Source organism: Lysobacter sp. 2RAF19, from assembly GCF_052115395.1.
GTDB lineage: Bacteria > Pseudomonadota > Gammaproteobacteria > Xanthomonadales > Xanthomonadaceae > Noviluteimonas.
This window is the reverse complement of record NZ_JBFRGO010000003.1, coordinates 43,971-59,010: the sequence shown is the minus strand read 5'-3', so window position 1 is coordinate 59,010 and position 15,040 is coordinate 43,971. Positions and strand designations below refer to the sequence as shown.

The 15,040-nt window shown below is 68.3% G+C and carries 15 protein-coding genes; 3 read left to right on the top strand and 12 right to left on the bottom strand.

Going from position 1 to position 15,040, the window contains the following annotated elements:
• Positions 1-47: 47 nt before the first annotated feature.
• Both AB4059_RS11685 and AB4059_RS11680 read right to left on the bottom strand, forming a co-directional pair.
• Positions 48-710 (bottom strand): dioxygenase family protein, encoded by a 663-nt coding sequence (locus AB4059_RS11685; protein WP_498979135.1) that lies wholly within the window; start codon positions 708-710, stop codon positions 48-50.
• A gap of 88 nt (positions 711-798) precedes the next feature.
• A complete protein-coding gene (locus AB4059_RS11680; RefSeq protein WP_498979134.1) occupies positions 799-2,142 on the bottom strand; it encodes a formimidoylglutamate deiminase in 1,344 nt (447 codons plus the stop codon).
• 45 nt (positions 2,143-2,187) lie between these two features.
• Between AB4059_RS11680 and hutI the strand changes: the two genes are divergently transcribed.
• Together hutI and AB4059_RS11670 are read left to right on the top strand one after the other, a co-directional pair.
• A complete protein-coding gene (gene hutI / locus AB4059_RS11675; RefSeq protein WP_498979133.1) occupies positions 2,188-3,414 on the top strand; it encodes an imidazolonepropionase in 1,227 nt (408 codons plus the stop codon).
• 28 nt (positions 3,415-3,442) lie between these two features.
• Positions 3,443-4,618: a dipeptidase gene (locus tag AB4059_RS11670; RefSeq protein ID WP_498979132.1), complete on the top strand. Its 1,176-nt coding sequence runs from the start codon at positions 3,443-3,445 to the stop codon at positions 4,616-4,618.
• A gap of 76 nt (positions 4,619-4,694) precedes the next feature.
• Here AB4059_RS11670 and AB4059_RS11665 read toward each other — a convergent pair whose 3' ends face one another.
• The 4 genes from AB4059_RS11665 to gltX form a co-directional block, all read right to left on the bottom strand.
• The gene (locus AB4059_RS11665) at positions 4,695-4,916 is read right to left on the bottom strand and encodes a 30S ribosomal protein THX (protein ID WP_498964828.1); all 222 of its coding nucleotides are present in this window, start codon (positions 4,914-4,916) and stop codon (positions 4,695-4,697) included.
• A 46-nt stretch (positions 4,917-4,962) separates the two neighbouring features.
• On the bottom strand, positions 4,963-5,370 hold the full coding sequence (locus AB4059_RS11660; RefSeq protein WP_498979130.1) for a MerC domain-containing protein: 408 nt from the start codon (positions 5,368-5,370) through the stop codon (positions 4,963-4,965).
• Positions 5,371-5,439: 69 nt separating this feature from the next.
• Positions 5,440-5,919 carry a transcriptional repressor gene (locus AB4059_RS11655; RefSeq protein ID WP_498979128.1) on the bottom strand — a complete coding sequence of 160 codons (480 nt, stop codon included), beginning with the start codon at positions 5,917-5,919 and terminating at the stop codon, positions 5,440-5,442.
• Between the two features lie 9 nt (positions 5,920-5,928).
• Complete coding sequence (gene gltX, locus AB4059_RS11650; RefSeq protein ID WP_498979127.1) at positions 5,929-7,335, bottom strand: glutamate--tRNA ligase; 1,407 nt, start codon at positions 7,333-7,335, stop codon at positions 5,929-5,931.
• 61 nt (positions 7,336-7,396) lie between these two features.
• Between gltX and AB4059_RS11645 the strand changes: the two genes are divergently transcribed.
• Entirely contained in the window at positions 7,397-8,119 is a 723-nt protein-coding gene (locus AB4059_RS11645; protein WP_498979126.1) for a UDP-2,3-diacylglucosamine diphosphatase, read from the top strand.
• Between the two features lies 1 nt (position 8,120).
• Here the strand turns inward: AB4059_RS11645 and AB4059_RS11640 are convergent, their stop codons facing one another.
• Genes AB4059_RS11640 through serA form a run of 6 tightly spaced genes read right to left on the bottom strand, consistent with a single transcriptional unit; the run spans position 8,121 to position 14,971 of the window.
• On the bottom strand, positions 8,121-8,936 hold the full coding sequence (locus AB4059_RS11640) for a ferritin-like domain-containing protein (RefSeq protein ID WP_498979125.1): 816 nt from the start codon (positions 8,934-8,936) through the stop codon (positions 8,121-8,123).
• Positions 8,937-8,940: 4 nt separating this feature from the next.
• Entirely contained in the window at positions 8,941-10,410 is a 1,470-nt protein-coding gene (gene purF, locus AB4059_RS11635; protein ID WP_498979124.1) for an amidophosphoribosyltransferase, read from the bottom strand.
• Between the two features lie 21 nt (positions 10,411-10,431).
• On the bottom strand, positions 10,432-11,418 hold the full coding sequence (locus tag AB4059_RS11630; protein WP_498979122.1) for an SPOR domain-containing protein: 987 nt from the start codon (positions 11,416-11,418) through the stop codon (positions 10,432-10,434).
• A 46-nt stretch (positions 11,419-11,464) separates the two neighbouring features.
• A complete protein-coding gene (folC, locus tag AB4059_RS11625; protein ID WP_498979121.1) occupies positions 11,465-12,757 on the bottom strand; it encodes a bifunctional tetrahydrofolate synthase/dihydrofolate synthase in 1,293 nt (430 codons plus the stop codon).
• On the bottom strand, positions 12,757-13,401 hold the full coding sequence (locus AB4059_RS11620; protein WP_498979119.1) for a histidine phosphatase family protein: 645 nt from the start codon (positions 13,399-13,401) through the stop codon (positions 12,757-12,759). Before AB4059_RS11620 ends, folC begins: the two co-directional genes overlap by 1 nt.
• A gap of 7 nt (positions 13,402-13,408) precedes the next feature.
• Positions 13,409-14,971 (bottom strand): phosphoglycerate dehydrogenase, encoded by a 1,563-nt coding sequence (serA, locus tag AB4059_RS11615; protein ID WP_498979118.1) that lies wholly within the window; start codon positions 14,969-14,971, stop codon positions 13,409-13,411.
• Positions 14,972-15,040 lie beyond the last annotated feature (69 nt).

Genomic DNA, 15,040 nt, shown 5'->3' with positions numbered 1-15,040 from the left:
TGCGCGCGCAATTCCCGACCGGGTTGGCGAACAGACGCTTCCGCAACTCAGGCGAGCACGATCTCCCAACCGAACAACCATTCGCCCGACGCCATGTCGTCGCTCGGCGGAAGGCGCTGCGCGACCGCCGCCGCTCCGCTCGCACCCAGCGCGCCGTAGATGCGGTCGCTCGCGTTGAGCGCTTCGCCTGGAAAGTACATCTGCGTCACCAGGTGCGTGCGCTTTCCCGCGACGTCGAAATGGATGTGCGGCGTTCGCACGGCGCCGGGATTCATCGGGTTGATCGGATACGCGCCCGGCTTGATCGTCTTGAAGCGATAGCGTCCGTCTTCGTCGGTGCGCAAGCGCGCATAGCCCTGGAAGTTCGGGTCCAGCGGCGCGGGATTGACGTCGCGCGGATGGGCGTAGCGCCCGTGCGCGTTGGCCTGCCAGATTTCGATCGACGCACCGCGGATCGGCTTGCCGTCGACATCCACCACGCGGCCGGCGACCTGGATGATCTGTCCTTCCGCAGGCGCCTTCGCGCCTTCCACGCGCGTGAGATCGGCATCGCTTTCCAGGGGAGGGGGCTGCGGTCGGAACGGCCCGGGAGTCTGCGCAGGCGTCGCCGCCAGCGCGGCGATGGCCTCACCCCAGGGCGATGCGAGCGCGAGAACGCCGACGCCGCTGAGTTGCCCGAGCACGCGTCGACGCGATCCAAACGTAGCCATGGCGCCTCCGCAAGCGCGAACAACACTGGACTCAACGCGGGGAGCCGGGCGTGTCGGACGCCCCGTCCATGCGGATTCGGAGAAGCGCTCAGGCCAGCAACGTGTGCATCGCCGCCTTGAAGCGCGTGAAGATCGCCTCGCGCTCGCGATGCCGGCCTTCATGCACCACTTTCTTTCCGGCGACATGCACTTCGCGGATGTGCGGTGCATTGCCTGCGAACAGCCAGCGGTCGATCGCATCGTCGGTGGTCGCGCCGATGAACTGCGGGGCGTCGCGATCGAGCACCAGCCAATCGGCGCTCGCGCCCTTGTAGAAGCAACCCACCGCATGTCCGGTCGAGGGCTCGGCGCTCGCCAATGCGTCGTGCAGCAACGATTCGCCGGCGCTCGTCGTGGTGGTGCCGACGGCGACGTTGCGATGGTGCGTGGCCAGGCGCTGCCCGTATTCGAGCCAGCGCAGTTCTTCCACCGGCGAGACCGAGACGTGCGAATCCGAACCGATGCCCCAGGAACCGCCCGCCTCGAGGAACGCACGCAGCGGGAACAGGCCGTCGCCCAGGTTGGCTTCGGTCGTCGGGCAGATCGCCACGGTAGCGCCACTCTTTGCGATACCTTCGATTTCCGCCTGCGACAGATGCGTGGCGTGGACGAGGGTCCAGTTGCGATCGACGTTCGCGTTGGCCAGGAGCCATTCGACCGGACGCGCGCCGCGCAAGGCCACGCAGTCGACGACTTCGGGCAATTGCTCGGCGATGTGGATGTGCACGGGCGTTTCGCCCGGCAATTGCGCCAGCACGTCCTGCATCGCGTTGGGCGGCACCGCGCGCAGGCTGTGCAGTGCGATCCCGACGCGCAGGGTGTCGTCCTGCTCGCCCTGCAGCGTTTCGAACAGGCGCACGAAGCTGTCGAGCGTATTGCCGAAGCGCTTCTGGCGATCGGTGAGCGCGCGGCCGTCGAAGCCGCCGGTCATGTACAGCACCGGCAGCAGGGTGAGGCGCATGCCGGTTTCGCGCGCGGCTTCGATCAGTGCGTGCGACATCGCGGCCGGATCGGTGTACGGGCGGCCGTCGGGCGATTGATGGAGGTAGTGGAATTCGCAGACCGTCGTGTAACCGGCTTCGAGCATTTCCACGTAGAGCTGCGCGGCGATGGCCTGCAAGGTATCGGGCGCGAAGCGCGCGGCGAAGCGGTACATCGTCTCGCGCCAGGTCCAGAACGAATCCTGCGGGTGGGTCTGCCGCTCGGCCTGCCCCGCCATCGCGCGCTGGAACGCGTGCGAATGCAGGTTCGCAAGGCCCGGCACCACCCAGGCCGCGCCTTCGCTGGGCTGCGCGCCGGTCAATTCGACGATGCGCCCTGCGTCGTGGGTGAAGCCGGCGTCGATCCGCCAGCCGTCGGGGGTCCAGAGGCGTTCCGCGTGCAGGGTCTCCATGCCGGTCATTCTCGCCCCGTGGCCGTGACCCTACAATCCACGTCGATGCCCAATGCCACCCTCCCCTTCGATGGCCTGCTCCTCGGCGCTTCCCTTGCGACGCTCGCCGAGCCTGCGGGCTACGGCGAGATCGTCGATGGCGCGCTCGCGTGGAAGGACGGCGTGCTGGCGTTCGTCGGGCCGCGCGCCGATTTGCCGGACGCGCCCGAAGCGCTCGCACGCGAGGTGATCCAGGCCAGCGGCTGGGTGACGCCGGCGCTGGTCGATGCGCATACGCACCTGGTGTTCGCCGGCGATCGCGCGCGCGAGTTCGAGATGCGATTGAAGGGTGCGACCTACGAGGAAATCGCGCGCTCGGGTGGCGGCATCCTGTCGACCGTGCGCGCGGTGCGCGAGGCCGACGAGGCGGCGTTGCTTGCGCAGTCGCTGCCGCGTGCGCAGGCTTTGGTGCGCGATGGCGTGGCGACGCTGGAAATCAAATCCGGCTACGGCCTGGATTTCGAAAGCGAGCGCCGGATGCTGCGTGTCGCGCGCGAGATCGGGCGGACGCTGCGCATCACCGTGCGCACCACGTATCTCGCGGCGCATGCCTTGCCGCCGGAATTCAAGGACAACGCCGACGGGTACATCGAAGCTTTGTGCGCCTGGTTGCCCGACCTGCATGCAGAAGGCCTCGTCGATGCCGTCGATGCCTTCTGCGAAAACATCGCGTTTACGCCCACGCAAACGCGCCGCGTGTTCGAGACGGCCACCGCGCTCGGGCTTCCGGTGAAGATGCACGCCGATCAGTTGAGCGACCTGGGCGGCGCGGGCTTGTCCGCGGAGTTCGGCGGTCTGTCGGCCGACCATGTCGAACACACCAACGCCGCCGGCGTGCGGGCGATGGCCGCCAACGGCACGGTCGCGGTGTTGTTGCCGGGCGCGTTCCACGTCCTGCGCGACACCCAGCTGCCGCCGCTGGAGTTGTTCCGCGCGCACGGCGTGCCGATGGCCGTGGCGACCGATTGCAACCCGGGCACCTCGCCGCTGTTGTCCCTGCGCCAGGCGATGCAATTGGCCTGCACCCATTTCCGCCTCACGCCCGAGGAAGCGCTCCGCGGCGCGACCACGCACGGCGCGCGCGCGCTCGGCCTGCGCGATCGCGGCCAGTTGCGCGTGGGCATGCGCGCGGACTTCGTCGCCTGGCACGTGCGCCATCCGTCCGAGTTGTGCTATTGGCTCGGCGGGAATCTCGTCCAGTCCGTCCACGCAGGCGGTGCCCGCATTGCGTGACCTTTACTTCGTCCGGGGAGTGCGTTGCATGCGTCGTTACGTCTTGGCTCTTCTTCCGTTGTGCCTGTTCGGCATCGTGCATGCCGCCGAGCCTTCCGCCGCCGCGCGCAAGCTCGCGCAGGACGCGCTCATCGTCGACACGCACATCGACGCGCCGGAAAACCTGATCGACAGCTGGAACGACCTGACGGTCCTCACGCCCAAGCGCGACTTCGACTATCCGCGCGCGAAGGAAGGCGGCCTCGATGTTCCATGGATGTCGATCTACACCTCCGCCGAGGAAGACCAGGAAGGCAAGGCCTGGACGATCGCGAACCTGCAGATCGACGCGGTGCGCTCGCTCATCGCGCGCGCGCCGGACAAGTTCGCGCTGCTGCTCTCGCCGCAGGATGTCGAGAAGAACGTCGGCAAGGTCATGCTGCCGATGGGCATGGAGAACGGCGGTCCGATCGGCGACGACCTGGGCAAGCTGCAGTTCTTCTTCGACCGCGGCGTCCGCTACATCACGCTGTGCCACGGCGAGGACAACCGCATCGCGGATTCCTCGTACGTCGAAACGCACAAGTGGGGCGGGCTGAGCCCGTTCGGCGAGCAGGTGGTGAAGGAAATGAACCGGCTGGGCATCATCGTCGACGTCTCGCATGTCTCCGACGATGCCGTGCGCGACGTGCTGCGCGTCACCGACGTGCCGGTGATCGCGAGCCATTCGGGGCTGCGCCACTTCACGCCGACCTGGCACCGCAACCTGCCCGACGACCTCGCGGTCGCGATCGCGAAGGAAGGCGGCGTGATCCAGGTGTCGTTCGGCACGGTGTTCCTGTCCGACAAGCAGTCGCGCGAATGGGCCGACAAGCGCGCGCAGATGGCGGCGATGAAGAAGGCCGGCAAGTCGTCGAAGGAGATCGAGGCGTTCGACAGGCAGTTCGCGAAGGACCATCCGGCGCCGGTCCTGCACGTCGACGCGGTGCTCGACCAGATCGATTACGGCGTCAAGCTGGTGGGCGTCGACCACATCGGCATCGGTTCGGATTTCGATGGCGTGTCGGGCGAACTGCCGGTCGACCTGAAGTCGGTGAAGGACTATCCGGTGCTGGTCGATGGCTTGATGAAGCGCGGGTATTCGGAAGCCGACATCCGCAAGATCCTCGGCGGGAACCTGCTGCGCGTTTGGGGGCAGATCGAAGCGAAGGCCGAAAAGCACTGATCGCGACCCGCGGTTCCGAAAAGCAGAAGCCCCGCAATCGCGGGGCTTCTTCGTTCATGGCGCTGACGCGGAAGGATTACTCCTTCGAAGCGGTCTTCTTCGCCACGACCTTCTTCGCCGGGGCCTTGGCGGCCGTCGTCGTCTTGGTGGCGGTCTTCTTCACCGCCGGCGCGCTGGCCGTGCCCGCCGCCTTGGTGGAAGCGCTGGAACGCGCGTTGCCGTAGCTCGCGTTGTAGCGCTTGCCCTTGGCGGTCTTGCGGTCGCCCTTGCCCATCGTGATGCTCCTGGTATCCGGTATCGAAATCTGCGCACAGGTTGCGCGCGAGGGCGCAAAGCCTAGCAGATCAATGGACGCAACTGGCGTTGTGGATGTGCACCAGCCGCAGGTTGGCCAGATGCGCCAGGCCGACGAGCATGCCGCCGGTGGTCATCACCAGCGCATGCAGCACCAGGTTGTGATGGACCTGCGGGAGCAGGATGCCGGACCAGAGCGCGACCAGGCCGGGGATCAGCAGGCCCAGCGCACGGACCGCGCCGTGCCGGCGGTACCCCCAGAACACGCTGAAGCAACCGACCAGGGTCGCGAAGGCGATGAACGCCTGCTCGAATCCATCGTATTTGGCCGAGGCCAGGCCCAGCGCCGGCAGGGCCGCGATCGCCAGCGGCAGCGCGGCGCAGTGGACCGCGCACAGCAGCGAACCGGCTGCGCCGAGGCGGTCGAGGAAACGATGGGAGGCTTGGGCGGGCGACATCGGTGAAACAATATAACATTCCCCGTCAACCGGATTTCAACCCGATGTGAGGACAGCCGCCTGCCCTGTTCAGCCCCGGCAGGCGCTGCAGACGCCGTGCACTTCCAGCGTCTGCGCCTGCGGCGCGAAGCCCAGCGCGCGCGCCGAGGCATCGAGCGAGGACACGATGCTGTCGTCCTCCAGCTCCGTCGCCGAGTGGCATTCATCGCAGATCAGGAACGGCACGGCGTGCGCTTCCCCGCCGGGATGGTGGCAGCCAACGAATGCGTTGATCGACGCCAGCTTGTGCACGAACCCGTTCTCGACGAGGAATTCGAGCGCGCGATAGACCGTCGGCGGAGCCGCGCCTTCGTGCGTGGCCTTCATGCGATCGAGCAGCTCGTAGGCCTTCAGGGGACGGCCCGCATCGGCGATCAGCCGCATCGCGGTGGCGCGGATCGGCGTGAGGTTCAGTCCCCGCGACTCGCACGCCCGCTCGACCTCGTGCACGAAGGCATCGCCATCGTGGACGTGGTGCTTGGGGTCGGTGCAGGAAGCGTGGATACCCATTCCCTTGAATTAGTCCCCGGCCGGCAGCTTTGCAAGGGCTGCGTCGATGCGGGCCAGCGCCTGCGCGCGCCCGGCGAGATACACGGTGTGCGAGATATCGGGGCTGACCTGCGTGCCGGTGATCGCCACGCGCATGGGCTGCGCGACCTTGCCCATGCCGATGCCGAGCGCTTCGGCGCTGGCGTGCAAGGCCTGGCTGACGCCGTCGGCCGACCATTCGACCAGCGCCGCGAGCCGATCGCGTGCGTCGGACAACGGTGCGCGTGCGCCGGCGGTGAGGTGCTTGGCGACGGCGGCATCGTCGTACGTCGTCAGCGGACCGAACCACACCGCGGCGCGCTCGGCCATGTCCTTCAGCGTCTGCACGCGGTCGCGCATCGCGATGACGATGTCGGCCGGCGTCGGGCCCTGCGCGAGATCGTAACCGGCATTGCGCAGGTGCCATTCCAGGTGCTTGCCGACTTCTTCGGGATCGTCGGTCTTCAGGTACTGCTGGTTGAGCCAGCCCAGCTTCTGCGAATCCAGGCGCGAGGCCTTGGCGTTCACGTCCTTCAGGTCGAACAGCGAAACCAGTTCGGCGATGGAGAAGATTTCCTGGTCGCCGTGCGACCAGCCCAGGCGCGCGAGGTAATTGAGCAGCGCGTGCGGCAGGTAGCCGGCGTCGCGGTACTGCATGACATCCGCTGCGCCCGTTCGCTTGGAGAGTTTGGCGCCCTGCTCGTCCAGGATCATCGGCAGGTGCGCGAAATGCGGCACCGGTTTGCCCAGCGCGCGATAGATGTTGATCTGCCGCGGCGTGTTGTTGACGTGGTCGTCGCCGCGCACGACATCGCTGATCTGCATGTCGATGTCGTCGACCACGACCGCGAAGTTGTACGTCGGGTAGCCGTCGGAACGGAAAATCACCAGGTCGTCGAGTTCGCTGTTGGCGATCTCGATGCGGCCCTTGACCTTGTCGTCCCACACGACGGTGCCGTCGATGGGGTTCTTGAAGCGGATGACGCGATTGGGGTCGTCGCGGAAGCCTGCATTGGCTTCGCGATACGCGCCGTTGTAACGCGGCTTGTCGTTGGCGGCCATCGCCGCTTCGCGCATCGCCTCCAGTTCGGCCTTGGTCTCGTAGGCGTAATACGCCGTGCCGTCGCGCACCATCTGCTCGGCGACTTCGCGATAACGCTCCAGGCGCTGCGTCTGGAAGATCGGGCCTTCGTCGTAGCCCAGGCCGAGCCATTGCATCGCCTCGAGGATGGCGTCGATCGCCGCCTGCGTGCTGCGCTCCTGGTCGGTGTCTTCCACGCGCAGGATGAAGGCGCCGCCGTGGCGGCGCGCCTCCAGCCAGCAATACAGCGCGGTGCGCGCGCCGCCGATGTGGAGGTAACCGGTGGGGCTGGGAGCGAAACGGGTGCGGACGGCCATGGGGATGCGGCGCTGGCGAAAGACCGGCGATTTTACGCCTGCCCCGCTTAGAATGCCCGCGATGACGACCTTGTTCATTTCCGACCTCCACCTGGACGCCGAACGGCCCGCGATCACCGAATTGTTCGGCACGTTCGTGGAGGGCGAAGCGCGTGGCGCCGATGCGCTGTACATCCTGGGCGACCTGTTCGAAGCATGGGTGGGCGACGACGATCCGTCCGAGGTCGGCGCGTTCGTGGCCGATCGCCTGGCGGCGCTCGATCGCGCGGGCACGCCGTCGTATTTCATCCGCGGCAATCGCGATTTCCTGCTCGGCGAGGCCTACGCGAATCGCGCGCGCATGCGCATCCTTCCCGACCCGGCCGTGGTCGTGCTCGAAGGCGCGCCGGCGGTGCTGATGCACGGCGATACCTTGTGCACCGACGACAAGGCGTACCAGGCCTTCCGCGCGCAGACGCGCGATCCGAAATGGCAGGCGCAGTTCCTCGCGCAGCCCCTGGCGAACCGCATCGCGTTCGCACAACAGGCGCGCGCGGCGAGCCAGGCGCATCAATCCGGGCTGAAGCACGCTGGCTTGATGGAAGCGATCACCGATGTCGCGCCGGCGACGGTCGAGGCAACGATGGGGCGCTTCGGCATTCCGCGCCTGATCCACGGGCACACGCATCGGCCGAAGGTGCACGAGCAGGCGCACGGCACGCGCATCGTGCTCGGCGATTGGTACGAACAGGGCTCGGTGTTGCGGGTGGACCGCGACGGCGCGACGTTGTCCGCGCTGGCCTGAGTCAGCGCCTGGATTCAGCGTCGAGTTGCAGCAGCGACGCCAGTTCCTCGTCGTCGAACCCGGCCGCGCTGCGCGCTTCAAGATTGAACGGACCGTGCAATACCGGCCGCGCGTATTCGGCGAGCAACGCGCGGAACTTCGAACGCGGCTCGATGCCGTGCACTTCGCAACACCAGCGATACCAGCGCGAACCGGCCGCGACGTGCGCGACTTCTTCGCGCAGGATCACCACGAGGATGTCGGCGGTCTTGTCGTCTCCGAGGGAACGCAGCTTGTCGATCATGCCGGGCGTGACGTCCAGGCCGCGCGCTTCGAGCACGCGCGGGACCAGCGCCATGCGCGCGAGTGCATCGTGCGCGGTCTTCTCCGCCATTTCCCACAGGCCGTTGTGCGCGTCGAAATCGCCGTAGTCGTGGCGCAAGTCGTGCAGGCGGCCGCGCAGCATCGCGAAATGGCGCGCTTCATCGGCGGCCACGCCCACCCAATCGCGGTAGTAATCGGCCGGAAAATGCCGGAAGCGATAGACCGCATCCCACGCCAGGTCGATCGCGTTGAATTCGATGTGCGCCACGGCATGGATGAACGCCGCGCGGCCTTCGTCGCTGCCGAAGCCGCGGCGCGGGAGCTCGCGCGGATGCACCAGGCGCGGGCGCGCGGGGCGACCGGGCATGCCGATCGGGTCGGGCGCGCGTTCGTCTTCGAGCGTGGCGAACTTGCCGTCGGCGAAATCCGCCGCGGCCTGCGCGGTCAATGCGAGCTTGGCCTCGGGCGTGTCCGCGTCGAGGCACGCGCGCGCTGCATCGAACAGCGAAGCCATGGCGTCAGGACGCGATGCGGCGCTTCTTCTTCGCGTCGTCCGAGCGCAACTGGCGGATGCGTTCGAAGTAATCGGGGTCGATGCCGGTCACGTATTCGCCGCTGAAGCACGAGCTGTCGAACTTGCGACCCGGATGCTTCGGGCCCGCGACGGCGGTTTCCAGGTCCTTGAGATCCTGGTAGATCAGCCAATCGCAGCCGAGCAACTGTTCGATCTCTGCTTCGGTGCGGCCATGCGCGATGAGTTCGTCGGTCGAGGGCATGTCGATGCCGTAGACGTTCGGATAGCGCACCGGCGGCGCGGCGGAAGCGAGGTAGACCTTCTTGGCGCCGGCGTCGCGCGCCATCTGCACGATCTGGCGCGACGTGGTGCCGCGCACGATGGAGTCGTCGACGAGCAGCACGTTGCGGCCGCGGAATTCCAGCGGGATCGGATTGAGCTTGCGCCGCACCGACTTCGCGCGCTCGCCCTGCCCCGGCATGATGAAGGTGCGGCCGACGTAGCGATTCTTGATGAAGCCCTCGCGGTACTTCACGTTGAGCGTGTTGGCGATTTCCAGCGCGGAATCGCGCGAGGTGTCGGGGATCGGGATCACGACGTCGATGTCGTGGTCCGGGCGCAGGCGCAGGATCTTCTCGCCGAGCGTCACGCCCATGCGCATGCGCGCCTTGTGCACCGAGATGTCGTCGATCATCGAATCGGGGCGCGCGAAGTACACGTACTCGAAGATGCACGGCGTCAGTTCGGACGGCGCGGTCTGCTGGGTGAACAACTCGCCGCGCGCGGTGATCACCACCGCTTCGCCCGGCGCGACGTCGCGCACGCGTTCGAAGCCGAGGATGTCGAGCGCGACCGATTCGGAGGACACGCAGTATTCGTCGCCACCGGCGGACGACCGCTTGCCGAGCACGAGCGGGCGGATGCCGTGCGGATCGCGGAAGGCGACCAGGCCCAGGCCGAGCACCGCGCACACGACGGCGTAGCCGCCCTTGGCGCGACGGTTCACGCCTTCGACGGCCTTGAAGACCGATTCGGGCGTGAGCGCCTTCTGCGTGTCGAGCTCGTGCGCGAAGACATTGAGCAGGACTTCGGAATCGGACTCGGTGTTGACGTTGCGGCGGTCCTGTTCGAACACTTCGCGGCGCAGCGCGTCGGTGTTCACCAGATTGCCGTTGTGCGCCAGCGCGATGCCGTAGGGCGAGTTGACGTAGAAGGGCTGCGATTCGTCGGCGCCTTCGGAACCGGCGGTCGGATAGCGGCAGTGCGCGATGCCGACGCGGCCTTCGAGCAGCGCCATCGACGCGGCGTCGAACACATCGCGCACCAGGCCGTTGCCCTTGTGCACGCGCAGGCGGTGGCGGTCGGTGGTGGCGATGCCGGCCGCGTCCTGGCCGCGGTGCTGCAGCACGGTGAGGCCGTCGTAGAGCTGCGCTGCGACTTCCGAGGTTCCGACGATTCCGACGATGCCGCACATGGGTATGGGGATTCCTGACGCTTAGGGATGCGGACGGACGACGCCGTCCAGGCCGACTTTGCTCTTGACCTGCGCTTTGAGTTGGTCCGCTTCGGCGCGATTCAACACCGGGCCCACCCGGACGCGGGTGAGGGTTCCCTTGTCGGTGGACACCGCTTCGGTGAACGCGCTGAAGCCGGCGGCGCGGAGCTTGTCGCGCAGGGCGTTGGCATCGGCCGATTTGCTGAACGCGGCCAACTGGACGGCGAATCCGGTGCCCGACGCGGCGGGCCCGGCGGCGACCACCGGCGGCTTCGCGGCCACGGTGGGCGGCGCGACCGGCTTGGTCACGGGCTGGGCGGCGGCAACGGGCTTGGCCGGCGCGTTGGCGGGGACTTCCGCATCGAGCGCGACCACGCGCGGCGTCGCCGTGCCCTTGACCTTGGCCGCGCGCAAACGGGCCTCTTCGGCCTGCGGGCGGGTGGCGAAGGGACCCACGCGCACGCGCTGGACGGTCTTGCCATCGACGCTGCCCGCTTCGCGGAAGGCGGCGAGCCCGGCGGTGCGCAGGGTCGCGACGAGCGTATCGGCGGCGCCGGCGGTGCCGAAGCTGCCCACGTTCACTGCGTAGTTGCCGCCCGCCGTGGGTGCCGGGTAGATCGCGGCGGGCGCGGGCGGTGCGGCGTCTTCGGGAATCGATCGGGTGGTCGCGGCCGCCGCGACGTCCTTGGGCGGCGCGCTGGCGAGGGTCGCGGGCGATGCGGGTTTGACGCTCGCCGCGCTCGCGATGGCGGACTGCGGCGGCGTGTTCTCCATCCCGAGCGCACCTTCGGCCGGTGCGCCTTCGGGCGCCACCAACGGGAGGTCGCGGGTTTCGAACTCGCCCTGCGGTGCGGCCGGTGCTTCCAGCGGGACATCGGCCACGCCGCTTTCGGGCGCGGGCCCCTGGATCAACATGGGAAGGAAGATCACGGCCAGCGCGACCAACACGGCTGCGCCGACGAGGCGCTGTTTCAGTGCGGGTTCCATCGAAAGGGCTTGGACCACGGCGACCGGGCGATGTTGCCGGCGGCAATTATAGCCTTCGCACCGCGCCACCTTCTGAACCCAGGGCACGCATCGCATCGGCCACGGTGTGGAACGAACCGAAGACGAGCACCCGATCGCCTGCCCTGCCCTGTGCGAGTGCGGCGGCGAGCGCCTCCGAAACCGTTGCGTGGCGCGCGCCTTCCGCGGCCGCGGTGCCTGCCAGGCGTTCGGCGAAGGCATCGACGTCGCTGCCGCGCGGCCCCGCATCGCCGATCCCCGCGAGCCACCAGGCATCGACGTGGGGCGACAGAGCCGCCACCACGCCTGCGACATCCTTGTCCGCGAGTGCGGCGTAAACCGCCAGCGTGCGGCCTTCGACCGGCGCGGCGGACAGCCATTGCGCCAGGGTGCGCGCGGCCTGTGGGTTGTGGCCGACGTCCAGGACGACGTCGACGCCGTCGATCTGCCTGCGCTGGAGGCGACCGGCCAGGTGCGCGCCGGCGACGCCTTCGGCGATCGCCTCGCGCGTCATCGGGAGGTCGAGCGCACGCAGCGCCGCGATCGCGGTGGCCGCGTTGCGCATCTGCACGGGCGCGGCGAGGGCCGGCATCGGCAGATCGAGCGCGAAATTCACCTCGCGCCAGCGCCAGGAGCCGTCGTGGTTGTCTTCGAAGAAGAAATCGCAGTTCGCGCGGATCGCCGAGGCGCCGATGCGATACGCGTGGCCGAGCACGCTCGAGGGCGGATCGTCTTCGCCCAGCACCAACGGTTTCCAACCGCGCGCGACGCCGGCCTTCTCCTTGCCGATCGCCTCGCGATCCTCGCCGAGCCAATCCTGGTGATCCAGATCCACCGTGGTGATCACCGCCACATCCGCATCGACGATGTTTACCGCATCCAGGCGTCCGCCGAGGCCCACTTCGAGGATCGCCAGATCCAGGCGCTCGCGGTCGAACAACCACAACGCGGCGAGCGTGCCGTATTCGAAATAGGTCAGCGGCGTATCGCCGCGCGCGGCGTCGACGGCTTCGAAGGCCTCGACCAGATGTGCGTCGTCGGCGAGCGCACCATCGATGCGCACGCGTTCGTTGTAACGCAGTAGGTGCGGCGAGGTGTAGGTGCCGACGCGCAGGCCCGAGGCGCGCGCGATCGCTTCGAGGAAGGCGACGGTCGAGCCTTTGCCATTGGTGCCGGCGACGACAATGGATTTCTCGGCAGGCGCCACGAGTTCCATTCGCCCGGCGACCGCGCGCACGCGATCGAGCCCGAGTTCGATGGACTTCGGATGCTGGCGCTCGATGTAGTCGAGCCAGTCGGCAAGGGTGCGCTGCGCCGACATCAAAGCGCCCGATGTACGGCTTCGCCGAACAGTGCGGTGTGATGCGTCGCGTCGTTCATGCGCACGACATCGAGATGATCGATGTCCGGCCCTTCGAGCAGGTTGAGCGTGGTCGGCGCCTGGCGGAAGGTCCACAGGCGCGAGAGCGGCAGGCCCATCACCTTGCACAGCAGCACGCGGTTGACCGCGTCGTGCGCGACGACGAGCAGCGTGTCGTCGGCGCCAAGGCCTTCGGTCGCGCGTTGCAACGCGGGCCACGCGCGGTCGATGACGTGCTGCAGGGATTCGCCTTCGGGCATCAGCACTTCGTGCGGCGCGTGGCGCCAGGCATGCAGGCGATCGGGGTCGCGTTCGCGGATCTGCGCGGCGAGCAGGCCTTCCCAGGTGCCGTGCGCGATTTCCATCAGGCCCGCGTCGGTCGTGAGTTTCGCGAGGCGGTCTTCGCCCAGCGCGAGTTCGGCGGTGCGCAGCGCGCGCTTCAGCGGCGAGGCGACGGCGCGGTCGATGTGCACGTGGCGCAGGCGCTGCCCGAGCGAACGCGCCTGCGCTTCGCCGACGTCGGACAGCGGAATGTCTTCCTGGCCCTGGTAGCGACCTTCGGCATTCCACGATGTTTCGCCGTGGCGGGCGAGGAGGATCTTCATGTCGATATCAGACCTGTTGCAGCGAAAGCACGCCGGGCGTGGCGCGCAGGGTGGCCAGTTGCGCGTCGTCGAGCGGTTGGTCGACGGTGATCGCTGCGCGCGCCTGTCCGTCGCCGGCCGCGCCGAGCGCGAAGTTCACGATGTTGATGCCGGCCGCGCCGAGTTGCGAACCGACGATGCCGATCATGCCCGGCCGATCTTCGTTGCGCAGCAGCAGCACGTGGGCCTGCGGGTCGAATTCGATTTCGACGCCGTCCAGGCGCACGACGCGGGGGCCACGATGCAGCGTGGCTTCGATCTCGCGCACGCGGTCGGCGCCTTCCACGCGGATGCGCAGCAGGCGGTCGAACCCATCGCCGTCGCCGCCGACCGTCTCGGCCACCACCAGGCCGCGCGCATGGGCTTCCTGCAGGGCGTTGACGGGCGTGACGCGACCGGAATGCTGGCCCAGCAGCGCGGCCACGAGCAGGCGCGTGAGCGGGCGCGTGTCGAGCGCGTCGGTGCGTCCGGCATAGGTCACGGTCAACTGCGTCGGCGCGCGCACCAGGCGCGCTGCCAGGCGGCCCAGCGCCGACATCAGCGGCATCCACGGGCCCACTTCGCGTGCGGCTTCCGCTGTCAGCGGCGGCAGGTTGACGCAGCCGGCGACCGCGCCGGTGGCGACGAAGTCGATCACCTGCCGCGCGAGGATCGTGCTCACCGCCTGCTGGGCTTCGCTGGTCGACGCACCCAGGTGCGGCGTGAGGATGAGCTTGGGATGCGGGCGCAGCGGCGAATCGCTGGGCAGCGGTTCGGTCGCGAAGGTATCGAGCGCCGCGCCGGCGATGTGGCCTTCGTCGAGCAGGCGCAGCAGCGCCGCTTCGTCGACCAGTCCACCGCGCGCCGCATTGATGAGATACGCACCGGGCTTCATCGCGCGCAGCCGCGCTTCGGACAACAGGTGCGTGGTTTCCTTCGTGCGCGGGATGTGCAGCGTGATGATGTCGGCCCACGCGAGCAGCTCGTCGAGCGACTTCAGCGGCACGCTGCCCTTCCCCGCCGCCGACGCGGGCAGGAAGGGATCGTAGGCCGCGACTTCCATGCCGATGCCCTGCGCCTTGCGCGCGACCGTGCCGCCGATGCGGCCCAGGCCCACGACGCCGAGGCGTTTGCCCTCGAGTTCGAACCCGGTGAGGCCCGCCTTCGGCCATTGCCCCGCCTTCATGCCGGCATCGGCGCGCGGAATGTGGCGCGCCAGTGCGAACAGCAGCGACAGCGCGTGTTCGGCGGCGGCGAGCGTGTTGCCGTCCGGCGCGTTCATCACCGCAATGCCCTTGGCCGTGGCCGCTTCGACGTCGATGGTGTCCACGCCGGCGCCGGCGCGGCCGATCACGCGCAGGCGGCGCGCATGTTCGAGCGCAGCGGCAGGCACCGGAGTGGCCGAACGCACGAGCAGCGCGTCGACGTCGGCCAGGGCCGCGGCAAGGTCGTCGGGATTCTTGATGGGATCGGCGATGGCCACGTCCCAGCCCGCGAGCCGGAACAACGCCAAACCGTCTTCATGGATGCCATCGCAAGCCAGCACTTTCATCCGCACGCTCCGATTTGAGGAAGGAGCGCGGACAACCTGCGAGCCGGCGGGACGGACTGCGACATCGTC